A 13948-nucleotide genomic window follows, 5' to 3' on the forward strand; every position below is an offset into this window, starting at 1 on the left:
AAAATCCGACAAAAAGGGGCCCTTCCTTTCACGCGAACGGAGTTAGTGGGACGCCGGCGTCGATCAGCGTGGCGCGGACCAGCTCGGTGGCGGAGACCGCGCCGGGGGTGTCGCCGTGCACGCAGATCGAGTCCGCCGGGCAGGGAATGACGGTGCCGTCCACCGCCACCACGGTCCGTTCGGTGGCGATCCGTACCGCCCGGGTGGCCACCTCGTCGGGGTCGGTGATGAGCGCGCCGGGGGTGCCGCGGGGCACCAGCACCCCGTTGGGCAGGTAGCCGCGGTCGGCGAAGGCCTCGGCGACCACCGGCAGGCCGGCGCCGACGGCGAGCTGGGCGAGCGTGGTGCCGGGCATGCAGAGCACGGGCAGCTCGGGGTCGTGGCCGGTCACCGCGGCGACCACCGCCGCCGCCTGGGATTCGTCGATGGCGGCCGCGTGGTAGAGCGCACCGTGCGGCTTGAGGTAGCGGACCCGGGTGTTGAACAGCTGGCAGAACGCGCTGAGCGCCCCGAGCTGGTAGGTCACCTCGTCGCGTAGCTCGGCGAAGTCGTACGCGATGTGCCGCCGGCCGAAGCCGGCCAGGTCGCGGTAGCCGACCTGCGCGCCCACCGCCACCCCGCGCCGCGCCGCGCCCTCGCAGACCCGCCGCATGGTGGACGGGTCGCCGCCGTGGAAGCCGCAGGCGACGTTGGCGGACGTGACCAGGTCCAGCAGCGCCTCGTCGTCGCCGAGTCGCCAGATGCCGAATCCCTCGCCCAGGTCAGCGTTGAGGTCCATGGAATCTGACGGTAGTACCTGGCCGGGCGTGCGCGAGCGGGGTCACGTCCCTGACCACCCCGATGACCGGGTATCCGCCGGTGGTCGGGTGGTCGGCGAGGAAGATGAGGGGTTGTCCGTCCGCGGGCACCTGCACCGCGCCGAGCACGATGCCCTCACTGGGCAGTTCGCCGGCGACCGCGCGGGGCAGCGGCGCGCCGGTGAGCCGCGCGCCGACCCGGTTGCTCACCGGGCTGACGGTGTACGGGGTGCCGAGCAGCCGGTCGAACGCGGTCGGGGTGAACCAGTCGTCGCGGGGACCTCGGTGCAGGGCCAGGTGCAGCTCCGGTGGAGGTGCGGGGCCCACGGTCACGTCCACCGGCGCGGGCTCGCCGACCGGCTCGCCGAGCGGCAGCCGGTCGCCGTCCCGCAGCGGGGACGGCCCCAGCCCGGAGAGGGTGTCGGTGGCCCGGCTGCCGAGCACCGCCGGCACATCGATCCCGCCCGCCACGGCCAGCCAGCTCCGTACGCCCCGACGCGCCGGGCCGATCCGCAGCACCGTTCCGGCCGGCACGGTGAGCGGGCGTCCGGTGTCGGCGGGTCGGTCGCCGGCACGGATCGGCACTTCGGCTCCGGTGACCGCCACGGTGGTGGCCCGGGTCAGCCGCAGCGCGCAGCCGGTCAGGGTGATCTCCAGGCCGGCGGCCTCTTCCGGGTTGCCGACCAGCCGGTTGGCCAGCCGCAGGGCGGCCGGGTCGAGGGCCCCGGACCGGGGTACGCCCAGGTGCGCCCAGCCGGGCCGGCCCAGGTCCTGCACGGTGGTGAGCGCGCCGGCGCGGAGCACCTCGATCTCGGCAGGACGGGTCACGCCGCCGCCAACCGGACCCGGGTGCCCGGGCCGAGCCGGGCCGGCGGGTCGGCGTGTACGTCGAAGAGGACCAGCTCGGTCCGGCCGACCAGCAGCCAGCCGCCGGGGGACGCGCTCGGGTAGATGCCGGCGTACGGGCCGGCCAGGGCGACCGAGCCGGCCGGCACGCGGGGGCGCGGGGTGGCCAGCCGGGGCAGCGCCAACTCGGGGGGCAGCCCGGTCAGGTAGGGGAACCCGGGGGCGAAGCCGCAGAAGGCGACCCGGAACGGGGTGCCGGTCAGCCGGCGCGGTACGGCCGGCACATCGACCCCCCAGTGCGCGGCGACCGCCGGCAGGTCGGGCCCGTCGAAGTCGACTAGGACGACGACCTCGTCAGAGCCCCGCTCGCGCATCCGTTCCGCCGCGCCTGCGGCGTGGTTGACGGCAGTGGCGACCGTTGGTGCCCACCGGGACAGCAGGTCGGCCGTGGCGGCCGGGTCGGGCAGGCCGTCGAGCAGGACGGTGCTGGCGGCCGGCACGATCTCGACGGCGGCCAGTTCGCCCCGCTCGCGGCGGCGCCACAGCTCGGCCCGCCACGCGTCGACGAGGGCTGCCTGAGTCGCGTCGGCGGGCGCGGAGCAGTCGAGCAGCAGGGCGTGCGCCCCGGCGGGTCGGATCCGCATCCGTTCATCCTCGCCGATGTCGTGGCGGCGGGGTGTTCACGGGGACGGTGCCGGGCGTCACCAGAGCGACTACTTGCAAGTAACCTACTGTGCCGTAACCTGATGTCGTGACCACCTCCGCCCCGCTTCGACTGAAGCCGGTCGACATCGGTAAGCCCCGGATGCGCGGCTGGCTGCACACGTACGCCTTCTTCGTCGCCCTGGTCTGCGGCATCGTGCTGTGCTCGATCGCCGCCACCCGGCCGGGGTGGGCACCCCTGGTGAGCTGCGTCATCTACAGCCTGACCGTCTGCGGGCTCTTCGGCACCAGCGCGCTGTACCACCGTCGCGTGTGGTCGGAGCGCGGCTACCAGGTGATGCGCCGGATGGACCACTCGATGATCTTCTTGTTCATCGCCGGCACGTACACCCCGTTCTGCGCTCTGCTGCTCGCGCCGCGACCGGCCACCGTGATGCTGGCCCTGGTCTGGGGTGGCGCGCTGGCCGGCGTGGCGCTCAAGGTGGTCTGGCCGCACGCCCCACGCTGGGTTTCCGCGCCGCTCTACCTGGCGCTCGGCTGGGTGTCGGTGGCCATGCTGCCGGAGATCCTGCACGGGGGCGGCGTCGCGGCGCTGGTGCTGCTGATCGTCGGCGGCGCGATCTACAGCGTCGGCGCGGTCTTCTACGCGTTGCGCCGGCCCAACCCGTGGCCGACCGTCTTCGGCCACCACGAGTTCTTCCACGCCTGCACCCTGCTGGCCGCGCTGTGCCACCACATCGCGATCTACTTCGCGCTGTTCGCCTGACCCCGACCGGCACAGGACGCGAGCCGGGGCCCCGCGACGCTGCGGGACCCCGGAACGCGTGATCGTGGGGTCAGACCGGCCGACCCGGCCGGCGCACCTCGCGGTACTCCCGCATGACCCGGTCGTCCTGGACCGGCACCACGCGGTCGGCCACGACGCGGTCCTCCCGGACCGGCGCGGCGACCACCGTGCGGCGGCGGCTGTTCCAGAAGTAGAGGGTGGCGAGCAGGCCGGCGACGCCGGCCAGCATCAGCACCCAGCCAACCACGGCCAGGTTCAGCCAGCCCAGGTCGGCCTCCACGGCGAATGCGAAGATCGCGCCCAACGCGATCAGGAAGATGCTGCCACCAATGCCCATGTCTCGCTCCTCGGCTCCAACCTGGCGTACGTCGCGCCGCGGCCGTCGATAGGGGTGCGGCACCCATCGACTTACCCCGGCACGGAGATCGCCAATCGGGCAAGCTGGGGGCATGACGGACGCCCATCCCGAGACACGGACTCTGGTGCTGCTCCGGCACGCGAAGGCCGAGCAGGGCGGCGAAGGGACCGACGACGCCCACCGGCCGCTCTCCGCGCGGGGGCACGCCGACGCGGCGGCGGCCGGTGCCTGGCTGGCCCATAACGGGCTGCTGCCGGACGTGGTGATCTGCTCGACGGCGCTACGGACCCGGCAGACCTGGCACGGAGTGGCGATGGGGATGACCGGTTCGCCACCGGAGGGCGGCCCAGCCGGTCCCCGCCCGACCGTCCGCTACGAGCCTGGCGCGTACGACGCCCATCCGGAGGAGTTGTTGGCGCTGGTCCGCACCATCGACGCGGCGGCACGGACGGCGTTGCTGATCGCCCACAATCCAGGCATCTCGCTGCTCTCCGCGCTTCTCGACACGGAGGGGGCGGACACGGAGGGGTTGCGGACCACCGAACTGGCGGTGCACCGCGGCGCGCTGAGCTGGACGGAGCTGGCCCCGGCTCGGGCACCGGTCACCGCACGGCACGTCGCACGCGGCTGAGCCACCCGCCGATGGTCGACGGGTGGCTCGGGCGTACGCGGCTCAGGAGGGTGGCGCGGTCGGCGGCGGCGGGTCGGGCGGCGGCGGCATCATCGCCGTCGGGTGCGAGAGCCGGTTCTCCTCGACGATGAGGGTTCGGGCCCGCTTACGCCGGTCCTGCCAGAACCAGAGCGTGGTCAGCAGTACGGCCAGCCCCGCCAGGATGAACACCCAGCCGACCGCGCGCAGGTCTATCCACCAGACGTTGGCTCGTATCGCGAACGTCAGGATTGCTCCGATCGCGATGAGAAAGATCCCGCTTCCTACACCCATGTGCGCTGCACTCCCCCGTGCGGTGGCTCTGGGCGTTCCCTGTCGTGACCACGCGACGGTTACCCGCCCCGCTGCCGGCCTACCGGGGGTCGGGCCACCGAATAGCGGGCAGCGCGACGGCCGGCAGGGCAGGTGCCCCACCGGCCGTCGGTGTCGGATGACGCTCGGAACCTTCAGGCGTGCCGGAGCACGCTCAGAAGGCCTCCTCCGGCAGGTCCATGATGTCGAGGTCGGCGCCCTCGACGATGCGCCGGTCCGCGCCGATGCGCGGCAGCACCTCTCGGGCGAAGAACCGGGCAGCCGCGACTTTGCCGGTGTAGAACGCCTTGTCGGTGGCGGAGACCTCACCGGCCAGCGCCGTCAGCGCCACGTCGGCCTGCTTCTGGAGCAGCCAGCCGACCACCAGGTCGCCGATGGCCAGCAGGAACCGCCGGCTGCTGAGCCCGACCTTGTAGAGGGCGCGGGTGTCGCCGCTCTGCGCCTCGCCCAGCCAACCGGTCAGTACGCCGAGCATGTTCTGGATCTCGGCGAGCGCCTTGCCGAGCGCCTGCCGCTCCTCCTTGAGCTGGCCGTTGCCCGCCTCGGAGGAGATGAACTCCTGGATCTCGCCGGCGACCGCCATCAGCGCCCTGCCGTTGTCCCGGACGATCTTGCGGAAGATCAGGTCCAGGCTCTGGATGGCGGTGGTGCCCTCGTACAGGGTGTCGATCTTGGCGTCCCGGACGTACTGCTCCAGCGGGTAGTCCTGGAGGAAGCCGGAGCCGCCGAAGGTCTGCAGCGCCTCGTGCCCGAGCAGCTCGTACGCCCGCTCCGAACCGACACCCTTGACCAGCGGCAGCAGCAGGTCGTTGACGCGCTTGGCCAGCTTGGTGGCCTTCTCGTCGCCGGCCGCCTCGGCGATGGCGACCCGGTCCTGCCAGGTGGCGGTGTAGAGGACCAGGGCGCGCAGGCCCTCCGCGTACGACTTCTGCAGCAGCAGCGAGCGGCGCACGTCCGGGTGGTGGGTGATCGTAACGCGCGGCGCGGTCTTGTCGGCCTGCTGGATCAGGTCGGCGCCCTGCACCCGGTTCTTCGCGTACTCCAGGGCGTTGAGGTAGCCGGTGGAGAGGGTGGCGATCGCCTTGGTGCCGACCATCATCCGGGCGTACTCGATGATCATGAACATCTGGCGGATGCCCTCGTGCTTGTCGCCCAGCAGCCAGCCCTTGGCCGGCACACCGTGCTCGCCGAAGGTCACCTCGCAGGTGTTGGAGACCTTCAGGCCCATCTTGTGCTCGACGTTGGTGGCGTAGACGCCGTTGCGCTCGCCCAGCTCGCCGGTGGCCTCGTCGAAGTGGTACTTCGGCACCACGAAGAGCGACAGCCCCTTGGTGCCCGGACCGCCGACACCCTCGACGCCCACCGGGCGGGCCAGCACGTAGTGGACGATGTTGTCGGTCAGGTCGTGCTCGCCCGAGGTGATGAAGCGCTTCACGCCCTCGATGTGCCACGAGCCGTCCGGCTGCTGGATGGCCCGGGTGCGGCCGGCGCCCACGTCCGAGCCGGCGTCCGGCTCGGTGAGCACCATCGTGGAGCCCCACTGCTTGTCGATGAAGAGCTTGGCCCACTTCTGCTGCCGCTCGGTGCCCTCGACGTGCAGCACGTGCGCGAAGGACGGGCCGGAGGCGTACATCCAGACCGGGGCGTTCGACCCGAGCACCAGCTCGGCGAGGGCCCACCAGAGAGCACGCGGCGCGTTGGTGCCGCCCAGCTCGGGCGGCAGGTCCAGCCGCCAGAACTCGGAGTCCATGAACGCCTGGTACGACTTCTTGAACGACTCCGGCAGCGGGGCGGTGTGCGTGGCCGGGTCGAAGACCGGCGGATTGCGGTCACTGTCCGTGTAGCTGGCGGCCAGATCCTCGCGGGCGAGTCGGTCGACCTCGGCGAGGAAGCTGCGGGCGGTGTCGGTGTCGAGTTCCGAGTACGGCTCCTGGCCGAACGCCCGGTCAGCCCCGAAGACCTCGAACAGGTTGAATTCGAGGTCCCGGAGGTTGCTCTTGTAGTGGGTCATGCTCACTGGCCCCGCTTCCGGACAGGTGTTACCGATCAGTAACCCCGACTCTATTACTCGCGGGTAGCTAGCGACAACCCAATCACCCAAGTGACAGGCATTACACACTTCCGAGGCGCGCCCGCGTCCGGCCGGGTTCAGCCCTCGGCGGCGCCGACCTCCCAGCTCGGCACGGCCGCCGCCGCGCCGGTCCGCTCGCCGGCGTACTCCATCAGGACCAGGGCGATGTCGTCGTCGAGCCGGCCGTGCACCCACTCGACCAGGGCCGTCTCCAGCGAGGCCAGCCCGTCGGCGACCGTGCCGTGCCCGAGCAGTCGCCAGGCCCGGTCCGCGGTCGGGAAGAACTCGCCGTCCCGCCGGGCCTCACCGAGACCGTCGGTGAACAGCAGCAGCCGGTCGCCGGGCTCGAGGCGTTCCACCCGCGGGCGCACCACCGGCATGAACCCGAGCGGAGGCGCCGGCGCGGGTGGCTCCAGCGGGATCACCGCGCCCCGGCGCAGCAGCAGCGGCGGCGGGTGCCCGCAGTTGACGATGGTGAGCGTGCCACCACGCTCCTCTACCAGTGCCGCCGTCACGAAGTCCTCGTCACCGACGTTACGGGCCACCGCGCGATCCAGATCGGCCACCACGGCGCGCAGGTCGGCCCGCTCGTACGCCACGTGCCGGTAGGAGCCGAGGACGATGCTGGCCAGCCGGACCGCGTCCAGGCCCTTGCCGCGCACGTCACCGATGATCATGCGAACCCCGTAGGGCGTGTCGATCGCCTCGTACAGGTCCCCACCGATCTCGGCCGTCGCGGTGGAGGAGATGTAGCGGCCGGCCACCGACAGCGTGCCGACCTGCGGGCCGAGCGAACGCAGCACCGCCTGCTGAGCCACCGAGGCGAGCTTGGTCAACTCGCCGATCTTCACCGCCTGCCGCTGCCGTACCCAGGCCACCGCCATCGCCAGCCCGGTGACGAACGCGACCCCGACCACGTTGACCGAGGTGACCAGCGACATCTCCGGCTCGATCAGGGCGAAGCCGGCCCCGATCAGGGTCGCCGCGGCGCCCACCCCCAGCACCACCTGCCACGCGGCCAGCGCGGCGGCCAGGACCGGGGCGGCCGCCAGCAGCGCGATGTAGTGCGCGGGCCGGCCGTCCGCCAGCTCCACCGCCGAGACGATCGCGAGCAGAACGAGGGCCGCGCCGAGGCCGGCGCGGGATCCGGGGCTCAGCGGGCGACGGCCCGACTGGAGGAGTCGCGTGGGTACGAGGGACAGCATGCCTGATCCACGTGAGCGGGTGAATGAACCTGACCCGTCGTCCGAGGAGGTTCTGTCCGGCTGGCGGGGGTGTCCGGCCGGAACGGCATCGCCCGCCCCGCTCAGCCGAGGACCTCGTACCTGACGGTGAGCGCGCCCACGTCCACCGAGGCGATGGTGGCGAACGCGGCCCGCGAGAGGTCCAGGCAGCGGCCGTCGATGAACGGGCCACGGTCGTTGATCCGTACCACGACCGACTTGCCACTGGCCGGGTTCGTCACCCGGACCTTGGTGTTGAACGGCAGGGTCTTGTGCGCCGCGGTCAGCTCGTTCGGGTTGAACGACTCGCCGTTGGCGGTGAGCTGCCCGTCGGAGTAGAAGGAGGCGCCGCACGATCCGCTCTCCAGCACCTTCGCGGCCACGGTCTTCTTCTTCGCGGTCGGGCTCGGCTTCGGTGGCGCAGCGGTACGGGTCTTGTTCCGGGAGGCGGCCTGCGGCGACCGGCTGGCCGTCACGCTCGGCGAGGCGCTGGCACTCGGGGAGGCGGCCGGGGAGCTGGCGGCAGGGCTGCTGGCGGCGATGGTCGGGGCGAACTCGATGGTGGCCTGCTCCGGCTGCGCGGAGCCCGAGGTCAGCTGCACGGCGCCGACGGTGCCCCCGACGGCGAGGGCGACGGCGGCCGCCGCGGTGGCCGCGATGCCCGCCGGGGAGGAGAAGATGCGGGTACGGGAGTGCCTGCCTGCCACCGGCCCGGTCCTTTCGTCGACTGAACAAACCGGGTCGGACCGTAACGAGAGAAGTACTTCCGAAGTCAACGTGATCATTGTGGTATGCCCGTATTTGCACTGGTACGTGTAGCCGATCATCCGAGCCGGGATGGGCCGGCCGGCCCGGGTGCCCGCACGCCCGACGCGGGTGCCGCAGGATGGACCGATGCCAGCCGAGCTGACCGAACGCCTCGCCGCCCTGTTCCGGTGGATCGACCCCGGACCGGGCACCAGCCACCTGGTCAGCGACATCTCCGGTTGGTGGCGGGATCCGGCCGTACTGGCCGAGCTGGGACCGGCCCTGGTGGCGCCGTACCGGTCCGCCCGGCCGACCGTGGTGCTCGCCCCCGCGGTCACCGGGCTGCTGCTCGGGCCGCTGGCCGCCACCGCCCTCGGAGTCGGCTTCGTGGCCGCGCACAAGCCTGGCGACGGGCGGCTGCCGGCCGGGCCGCTCACCTGGGCGCAGAGCCCGCCGGACTACCGGGGCCGGCAGGTCGACCTGGCCGTACGGGAACGGCACCTCGGCCCCGGCGACCGGGTCCTGGTGGTGGACGACTGGGTGCGCACCGGAGCGCAGATCCGCGCCCTCTACGACATCTGCGCGGCGCGCGGAGCCGAGGTGCTGGGCAGCGCCGTGGTGGCCGTCGACTGCCCGCCCGACGTCGCGACCGAACTCCGGATCACCGGCCTGATCAGCGGCGCCGATCTGCCGTCTTGACCTGAACCGTGGTTCATCTCCGACGATCGACGCATGGACGACGGGATCCTCGACGAGGCGTACGAACGGCTGCACCGCACCGGCCCCGAGTACGAGGGCTGGCTGACCAACCACGGGCCGATGGCCGTCGAGGCGCTGGCCCGGCACGGGCACCAGCAGCGGGTGCACCGCTGGCTCGACGACTACCTCGGTCGCCTCGACGAACTGCCCCGTGGGCTGCGCCCGATCGACGACTGGCGGGCCGCGCTGGGCGACGCGAAGCGGGCCGGTGACTGGCTGGCGTACTTCGACCGGGAGCTGCGCGAACGCCCGTGGCGGGAGGTGCTCGGCACCTGGTGGCCGCGGCTGCTGCCCGGCATCGCCGCCGGCGCCACCCACGGTGTGATCCGGGTCGGGCACGCCGTACGCGCGCTCGACCCGGCCGGCGCCAACCCGCAGCGGCTCGCCGAGCTGGGCCAGGCCCTCGGCTACTGGGCCGCCCGCTGGCAGCCGGTCCCCGGAGCCGACCGACTGCTCCACCCGGCCGCCTCGGTCGGCTCCGGCGCTGCCGAGGCGGGCGGGACGGGCACCGACGCGATGGACGTGGATGCCGCGCTGGCCGGCCTGCCCCGGATCGACGACCAGTCCGGGGGCATCCTGGCCCGGCTGGGCCGGCTTCCGGGCGTACCGGGATGGGAGCCGGCACTCGCGGCGCTGCGCCCCGCGCGAAGCCCGGGCGAGGCGGAGCGGGGGCTCGCCGCGCTGGTGCACCGGGCCGGCCTGGACTACCTGCGCTTCGGGCACGCCGCGCCGGTCATGCTGGTGCACGCGGTCACCGCGCCGACCGCGGTGCTGCGTACCCTGCCGGCACTCGACCGGGCGCTCTGGGCGCTGAGCCTCGCCGCGGCCTGGGCCGCGACGGCGGCCGTGACCTCGGTGTATGCCCCGACCGACGGGATGGCACCGCCGACCGTGCCGGCGGCGACCCCGGCGGAGGTCTTCGCCCGGGCGGCCCGCCACGGTGACGAGCACGTGGTCAAGCTGGCCGACGCGGTGCTCGACGCGCACGCGGCCACCGGCGACGAGCGGCTGCTCACCGCCGCGGGTTACGCCGGCCAGCTGATCTGACCAGGGCCGGCATATTGCGGCGGCGGTACGGGTCGAGCTGGCCTAGCCTCGGCAGGATGTGGCCTCGGATCGGTGAACTGCGCACCCTCGCCCTCGGCACCCCCGGCGAGCTGCGGGCGACCCTGAACACCCTGGTGCTGGCCGGCGTGAAGACCGCCACGGCCGGCCGGCTCGCCGAGTACGCGGAGGAGGGCGAGGAACTGGAGCGGGTCGGCGAACGGCTGGCCCTCGTTGACGACGACGATGCGCTGGCCGGCGTCGTGGAGATCACCGGCGTCGAGGTGGTCCGTTTCGCCGACGTGCCCTGGGACTTCGCCCGCGCCGAAGGTGAGGGTGACCGCTCGATCGAGGAGTGGCGGGCCGGACACTCGGCCTACTGGGCGCGACTCGGCACCCCGGTCAACGACGACACCCCGATCGTCTGCCTCCGCCTACGGCTGGTGTCCGGCGGCGAGGGCGGGGTGGCCAGCGGCGACCTCGGCACCTGACCGGTTGTCGCTGGCGGCGCGATCCTCAGCCGCTCGCGCCGGGGCCCCGCTGCTGGCTTTCCGGCTCAGCCGCGCAACTCCGGCAGCAGCCGGGTCGCCACGTCCACCAGGACCGCCTCATCGCCGGCGTACCAGCTGCTGGCCCTCGGCCAGTGCGTCACCACGTCGGTGAAGCCGAGGTCAGCGGCCCGGCCGACCTGGTCGGCGAAGAACTGCGCGCTGCTGAGCGAGAAGACCGGCGCCGCGTCCAGCGAGAGATACCGGTCCAGGGTGGCCGGATCACGGCCGGCCTCATCCAGCGTCCGGTCCATCCGCGCGGACAGCGCCGACACGGTGCCCCACCAGCCCTCCACGTCGTCGGCGTCGGTGCCGGTGGTCACCCAGCCCTGGCCGAACCGGGCCACCAGCCGCATCGACCGCGGCCCGTTGGCGGCCACCACGAACGGCACCCGGGGCTGCTGCACGCAGCCAGGATTGTTACGGGCGTCCACCGCGGCGAACCAGTCACCGCGCCAGGTGGTGCCGTCCTCCCGCAGGATCAGATCCAGCAGCTCGGTGAACTCGGCGAACCGGTCGACCCGCTGACGCGGTGGCAGTGTCTCGCCACCCAGCACCGCCGAGTCGAAGCCGATACCGCCCGCGCCCAGGCCGAGCAGCAGCCGACCGTCCGAGACATCGTCGACCGTGGTGATCTGCCGGGCGAACGCCGCCGGGTGCCGGAAGTTCGGCGACGCAACCAGGGTGCCCAGCCGGATCCGGGAGGTCACCGTGGCGGCCGCGGTCAGCGTGGTCATCGAGTCGAACCACGGGCCGTCCACCAGGTCCCGCCAACCCAGGTGGTCGTACGTCCAGGCGTGGTCGAAGCCCCACTCGTCGGCCTGCCGCCAGCGACGCTGCGACTCCGTCCAGCGCTGGTCCGGCAGGATCACGATGCCAATTCGCATGATCGCCAGCCTAGTCGGGGGCACCATGGGCGCCCGGCTTTCGCTACCGTTCTCCGATGGACCTACGGTCGCGTCGGGCCGACACGGTACGAGCATTCGGCACCATGTCGCTGGTGGCTGGCTTCCTGACTTCGCTGCTCACCATGCCATCCGACTACGACGGGCTCAGGCCGCAAATCCTCGCCGCCCTCCTCGTCCTGACGGGCACCGGTCTGCGGATCGAGGCGGCGATCATCGACCGTAAGTCGTAGTCCCGCCGTCGCTGGCGGCCCGTACCCTCCGGTCATGATCGCCCAGCCAGCCGCTGCCCGCCCACCTCTGGGTCGCCGGTCACGCAAACTCTTCGCGGCGGCGATCGTGATCGCGGTGATCGTGCCGTCCATGGTCTCTCGCGAGCTGATGGAGGCCCGGTTCGGCCGCGGGCCGCGGGCCGACCTCAGCGCGATCGCGGTGCCCGTCGTGGTGACCGCCTGGCTGGCGCCGCGCGCCTCCTACCGCCGCCGCGATGCCCTGCTGTGGCTGGTCGGCCCGGGCGTCTGGATTCTCGCGGTGATCGCCTGGCGGCTGGCCTTGCTGCCGTACCGCGACTGGAAGCCCCGCCCCGAGGAGGTGCCCCGCATGCGCTGGCTGAGTGGCCCGGAGTACGCCGGGATGTGGGACCTGCCGACGGATGACCGCCAACCGGACCGGTCATCGGAGAGCAATCCCGCGCACTGACCTGTCGCGCCGTGGTCCACGTCACACTGCCTTCCTGTAGGAAGTTCTCCGGCGGCTCCGACCCATCGGTGAGCGGGCACCCGAACGGGTGTCGCCCGAGGAGAGGACAACGCGAGATGACGAAGGTGACCGCACAGGTGTCGGTGTCGATGGACGGGTTCTACGCCGGCCCGCAGTTCGCCGGCGAGGGCGACTGGATGGACTCGGCCGAGAGCGCCGGATTCTTCCGGGTCACCCGCTGGGTGACCGACGCCGGGGCGTGGCGCGAGCGACAGGGCTTCGCCGGTGGTGAGCGGGACACGAACTCGGACGTGGTCGCCGAGTCGTTCGAAGCGGCCGGCGCGTACGTGATGGGGCGGCGGATGGCCGACGGCGGTGAGGTGCCCTGGGGCGAGGAGCCGCCGTTCCGCGCGCCCGTCTTCGTCGTCACGCACCGCCCGCGCGAGCCCCTGCTGCGCGGCGGTGGCACCAGCTTCACCTACGTCACCGATGGCGTGGCCAGTGCGGTCGAGCAGGCGCGTGCCGTGGCCGGCGGCAAGGACGTGGCGGTGGCCGGCGGCGGCAGCCTCGTACGCCAGGTCCTCAAGGCCGGCCTGCTCGACCAGTTGGAGCTGCACGTCGTACCGGTCGTGCTCGGCACCGGCCTCCGGCTGTTCGACGCGGACCTCGACCTCGGCGAGAAGGAGGCGATCGAGCTGACGCCCACCCGGGTCATCCACACGCCGCAGGTCACCCACATCCGGTACGAGGTGCGCGGTCGCGCCCCGCTCGTCCTCGACGACCGGGGCCGCGGCGGCGGCCCGACGGTGACCACGAACTGAACCGCGCCGACCGGATACGGGACCATCAACCCAAGAGGAGATCCCATGCCGCAACTGTTGCGGGTGCAGTGCTTCAACGTTTCGCGCGACGGGTTCGGCACCGGTGAGGGGCAGAGCCTGGAACGACCCTTCGGCCACGCGGACCCCACCCCCGTGTTCTCCTGGCGTGCCGCCACCGCCAGCTTCGTGTATCGCACCGAACCGGGCGGCACTCGCGGGCTGGACGACTACCTGACCCGCGACGCCGAGTGCAACATCGGCGCGGAGATCATGGGTCGCAACAAGTTCGGCCCACAGCGGGGCCCCTGGGAGGACCACGAGTGGCAGGGATGGTGGGGTGACAACCCGCCGTTCCACACGCCGGTCTTCGTACTCACCCACCATGTGCGGCCGTCGTTCACCCTGGCCGACACCACGTTCCACTTCCTCAATGCCAGCCCCGCCGAGGCGCTGGCCCGGGCGAAGCAGGCAGCCGCCGGTCGGGACGTACGCCTCGGCGGTGGGGTGGCGACCATCCGCGAGTTCATCGAGGCCGACCTGGTCGACACGATGCACATCGCCGTCGCGCCCGTCGACCTCAATCGGGGCGAGCGCCTGTGGGACAGCCACACCGATCTTCTCGACCGCTTCCACCTCGAGTCGGTGCCCAGCCCCAGCGGAGTCACCCATCTCCTGTTCTGGAAACGATGACCGCCAAC

At 72.4% G+C, this 13948-nt stretch carries 18 protein-coding genes; 9 read left to right on the forward strand and 9 right to left on the reverse strand.

Annotated elements, in window-relative coordinates; translation table 11 throughout:
* Positions 1 to 28: 28 nt before the first annotated feature.
* From ACWD5O_RS02445 to ACWD5O_RS02455, 3 genes are read right to left on the reverse strand one after another with little or no spacing between them, the layout of a single operon-like run.
* A complete protein-coding gene (locus tag ACWD5O_RS02445) occupies positions 29 to 778 on the reverse strand; it encodes a LamB/YcsF family protein (RefSeq protein ID WP_450084407.1) in 750 nt (249 codons plus the stop codon).
* Positions 762 to 1724 carry a 5-oxoprolinase subunit C family protein gene (locus tag ACWD5O_RS02450; protein WP_450084483.1) on the reverse strand — a complete coding sequence of 321 codons (963 nt, stop codon included), beginning with the start codon at positions 1722 to 1724 and terminating at the stop codon, positions 762 to 764. The genes ACWD5O_RS02445 and ACWD5O_RS02450 overlap by 17 nt, the downstream gene beginning before the upstream one ends.
* On the reverse strand, positions 1622 to 2287 hold the full coding sequence (locus ACWD5O_RS02455) for a 5-oxoprolinase subunit B family protein (protein WP_450084408.1): 666 nt from the start codon (positions 2285 to 2287) through the stop codon (positions 1622 to 1624). Before ACWD5O_RS02455 ends, ACWD5O_RS02450 begins: the two co-directional genes overlap by 103 nt.
* 107 nt (positions 2288 to 2394) lie before the next feature.
* Here ACWD5O_RS02455 and trhA point away from each other — a divergent pair, with 107 nt between their 5' ends.
* Positions 2395 to 3072, forward strand: coding sequence for a PAQR family membrane homeostasis protein TrhA (gene trhA, locus ACWD5O_RS02460; RefSeq protein ID WP_354966443.1), 678 nt, complete (start codon positions 2395 to 2397; stop codon positions 3070 to 3072).
* Between the two features lie 70 nt (positions 3073 to 3142).
* Here trhA and ACWD5O_RS02465 read toward each other — a convergent pair whose 3' ends face one another.
* Positions 3143 to 3430: a DUF6458 family protein gene (locus tag ACWD5O_RS02465; RefSeq protein ID WP_354966442.1), complete on the reverse strand. Its 288-nt coding sequence runs from the start codon at positions 3428 to 3430 to the stop codon at positions 3143 to 3145.
* A gap of 112 nt (positions 3431 to 3542) precedes the next feature.
* Here ACWD5O_RS02465 and ACWD5O_RS02470 point away from each other — a divergent pair, with 112 nt between their 5' ends.
* Positions 3543 to 4082: a SixA phosphatase family protein gene (locus tag ACWD5O_RS02470; RefSeq protein ID WP_450084409.1), complete on the forward strand. Its 540-nt coding sequence runs from the start codon at positions 3543 to 3545 to the stop codon at positions 4080 to 4082.
* A 42-nt stretch (positions 4083 to 4124) separates the two neighbouring features.
* On the opposite strand, the gene ACWD5O_RS02475 is transcribed toward ACWD5O_RS02470, so the two are convergent.
* From ACWD5O_RS02475 to ACWD5O_RS02490, 4 genes are all read right to left on the reverse strand, one after another.
* Positions 4125 to 4394, reverse strand: a complete 270-nt coding sequence (locus ACWD5O_RS02475; protein ID WP_074315731.1) for a DUF6458 family protein — start codon at positions 4392 to 4394, stop codon at positions 4125 to 4127.
* 193 nt (positions 4395 to 4587) lie between these two features.
* Positions 4588 to 6444 carry an acyl-CoA dehydrogenase gene (locus tag ACWD5O_RS02480; RefSeq protein ID WP_450084484.1) on the reverse strand — a complete coding sequence of 619 codons (1857 nt, stop codon included), beginning with the start codon at positions 6442 to 6444 and terminating at the stop codon, positions 4588 to 4590.
* Between the two features lie 137 nt (positions 6445 to 6581).
* Positions 6582 to 7709 carry a PP2C family protein-serine/threonine phosphatase gene (locus ACWD5O_RS02485; RefSeq protein WP_450084410.1) on the reverse strand — a complete coding sequence of 376 codons (1128 nt, stop codon included), beginning with the start codon at positions 7707 to 7709 and terminating at the stop codon, positions 6582 to 6584.
* A gap of 101 nt (positions 7710 to 7810) precedes the next feature.
* On the reverse strand, positions 7811 to 8434 hold the full coding sequence (locus ACWD5O_RS02490) for a septal ring lytic transglycosylase RlpA family protein (RefSeq protein WP_354966439.1): 624 nt from the start codon (positions 8432 to 8434) through the stop codon (positions 7811 to 7813).
* Positions 8435 to 8621: 187 nt separating this feature from the next.
* Between ACWD5O_RS02490 and ACWD5O_RS02495 the strand changes: the two genes are divergently transcribed.
* Genes ACWD5O_RS02495 through ACWD5O_RS02505 form a run of 3 tightly spaced genes read left to right on the forward strand, consistent with a single transcriptional unit; the run spans position 8622 to position 10768 of the window.
* Positions 8622 to 9173: a phosphoribosyltransferase family protein gene (locus ACWD5O_RS02495; protein ID WP_450084411.1), complete on the forward strand. Its 552-nt coding sequence runs from the start codon at positions 8622 to 8624 to the stop codon at positions 9171 to 9173.
* Positions 9174 to 9206: 33 nt separating this feature from the next.
* Positions 9207 to 10280 (forward strand): questin oxidase family protein, encoded by a 1074-nt coding sequence (locus tag ACWD5O_RS02500; RefSeq protein WP_450084412.1) that lies wholly within the window; start codon positions 9207 to 9209, stop codon positions 10278 to 10280.
* Between the two features lie 56 nt (positions 10281 to 10336).
* Positions 10337 to 10768 (forward strand): ASCH domain-containing protein, encoded by a 432-nt coding sequence (locus ACWD5O_RS02505; RefSeq protein WP_450084413.1) that lies wholly within the window; start codon positions 10337 to 10339, stop codon positions 10766 to 10768.
* A gap of 65 nt (positions 10769 to 10833) precedes the next feature.
* On the opposite strand, the gene ACWD5O_RS02510 is transcribed toward ACWD5O_RS02505, so the two are convergent.
* Complete coding sequence (locus ACWD5O_RS02510) at positions 10834 to 11712, reverse strand: LLM class flavin-dependent oxidoreductase (protein ID WP_354966435.1); 879 nt, start codon at positions 11710 to 11712, stop codon at positions 10834 to 10836.
* Positions 11713 to 11768: 56 nt separating this feature from the next.
* Here ACWD5O_RS02510 and ACWD5O_RS02515 point away from each other — a divergent pair, with 56 nt between their 5' ends.
* From ACWD5O_RS02515 to ACWD5O_RS02530, 4 genes are all read left to right on the forward strand, one after another.
* Positions 11769 to 11963: a hypothetical protein gene (locus tag ACWD5O_RS02515; RefSeq protein ID WP_354966434.1), complete on the forward strand. Its 195-nt coding sequence runs from the start codon at positions 11769 to 11771 to the stop codon at positions 11961 to 11963.
* 34 nt (positions 11964 to 11997) lie between these two features.
* The gene (locus ACWD5O_RS02520; protein WP_450084414.1) at positions 11998 to 12429 is read left to right on the forward strand and encodes a hypothetical protein; all 432 of its coding nucleotides are present in this window, start codon (positions 11998 to 12000) and stop codon (positions 12427 to 12429) included.
* A 116-nt stretch (positions 12430 to 12545) separates the two neighbouring features.
* Positions 12546 to 13250: a dihydrofolate reductase family protein gene (locus tag ACWD5O_RS02525; RefSeq protein WP_450084415.1), complete on the forward strand. Its 705-nt coding sequence runs from the start codon at positions 12546 to 12548 to the stop codon at positions 13248 to 13250.
* A gap of 45 nt (positions 13251 to 13295) precedes the next feature.
* A complete protein-coding gene (locus ACWD5O_RS02530) occupies positions 13296 to 13940 on the forward strand; it encodes a dihydrofolate reductase family protein (RefSeq protein WP_450084416.1) in 645 nt (214 codons plus the stop codon).
* Positions 13941 to 13948: the final 8 nt, after the last annotated feature.

It is taken from the genome of Micromonospora sp. NPDC005161 (genome assembly GCF_053599855.1).

Bases quoted from the DNA above. Each gene is read 5' to 3' on its own strand.
- ACWD5O_RS02510 (WP_354966435.1), bottom strand. From the start codon at position 11,712: ATGCGAATTGGCATCGTGATCCTGCCGGACCAGCGCTGGACGGAGTCG.
- ACWD5O_RS02465 (WP_354966442.1), bottom strand. From the start codon at position 3,430: ATGGGCATTGGTGGCAGCATCTTCCTGATCGCGTTGGGCGCGATCTTC.
- ACWD5O_RS02500 (WP_450084412.1), top strand. From the start codon at position 9,207: ATGGACGACGGGATCCTCGACGAGGCGTACGAACGGCTGCACCGCACC.
- ACWD5O_RS02505 (WP_450084413.1), top strand. From the start codon at position 10,337: ATGTGGCCTCGGATCGGTGAACTGCGCACCCTCGCCCTCGGCACCCCC.
- ACWD5O_RS02520 (WP_450084414.1), top strand. From the start codon at position 11,998: ATGATCGCCCAGCCAGCCGCTGCCCGCCCACCTCTGGGTCGCCGGTCA.
- ACWD5O_RS02470 (WP_450084409.1), top strand. From the start codon at position 3,543: ATGACGGACGCCCATCCCGAGACACGGACTCTGGTGCTGCTCCGGCAC.
- ACWD5O_RS02475 (WP_074315731.1), bottom strand. From the start codon at position 4,394: ATGGGTGTAGGAAGCGGGATCTTTCTCATCGCGATCGGAGCAATCCTG.
- ACWD5O_RS02495 (WP_450084411.1), top strand. From the start codon at position 8,622: ATGCCAGCCGAGCTGACCGAACGCCTCGCCGCCCTGTTCCGGTGGATC.
- ACWD5O_RS02480 (WP_450084484.1), bottom strand. From the start codon at position 6,444: ATGACCCACTACAAGAGCAACCTCCGGGACCTCGAATTCAACCTGTTC.
- ACWD5O_RS02525 (WP_450084415.1), top strand. From the start codon at position 12,546: ATGACGAAGGTGACCGCACAGGTGTCGGTGTCGATGGACGGGTTCTAC.
- ACWD5O_RS02530 (WP_450084416.1), top strand. From the start codon at position 13,296: ATGCCGCAACTGTTGCGGGTGCAGTGCTTCAACGTTTCGCGCGACGGG.
- ACWD5O_RS02485 (WP_450084410.1), bottom strand. From the start codon at position 7,709: ATGCTGTCCCTCGTACCCACGCGACTCCTCCAGTCGGGCCGTCGCCCG.
- ACWD5O_RS02455 (WP_450084408.1), bottom strand. From the start codon at position 2,287: ATGCGGATCCGACCCGCCGGGGCGCACGCCCTGCTGCTCGACTGCTCC.
- ACWD5O_RS02515 (WP_354966434.1), top strand. From the start codon at position 11,769: ATGGACCTACGGTCGCGTCGGGCCGACACGGTACGAGCATTCGGCACC.
- ACWD5O_RS02445 (WP_450084407.1), bottom strand. From the start codon at position 778: ATGGACCTCAACGCTGACCTGGGCGAGGGATTCGGCATCTGGCGACTC.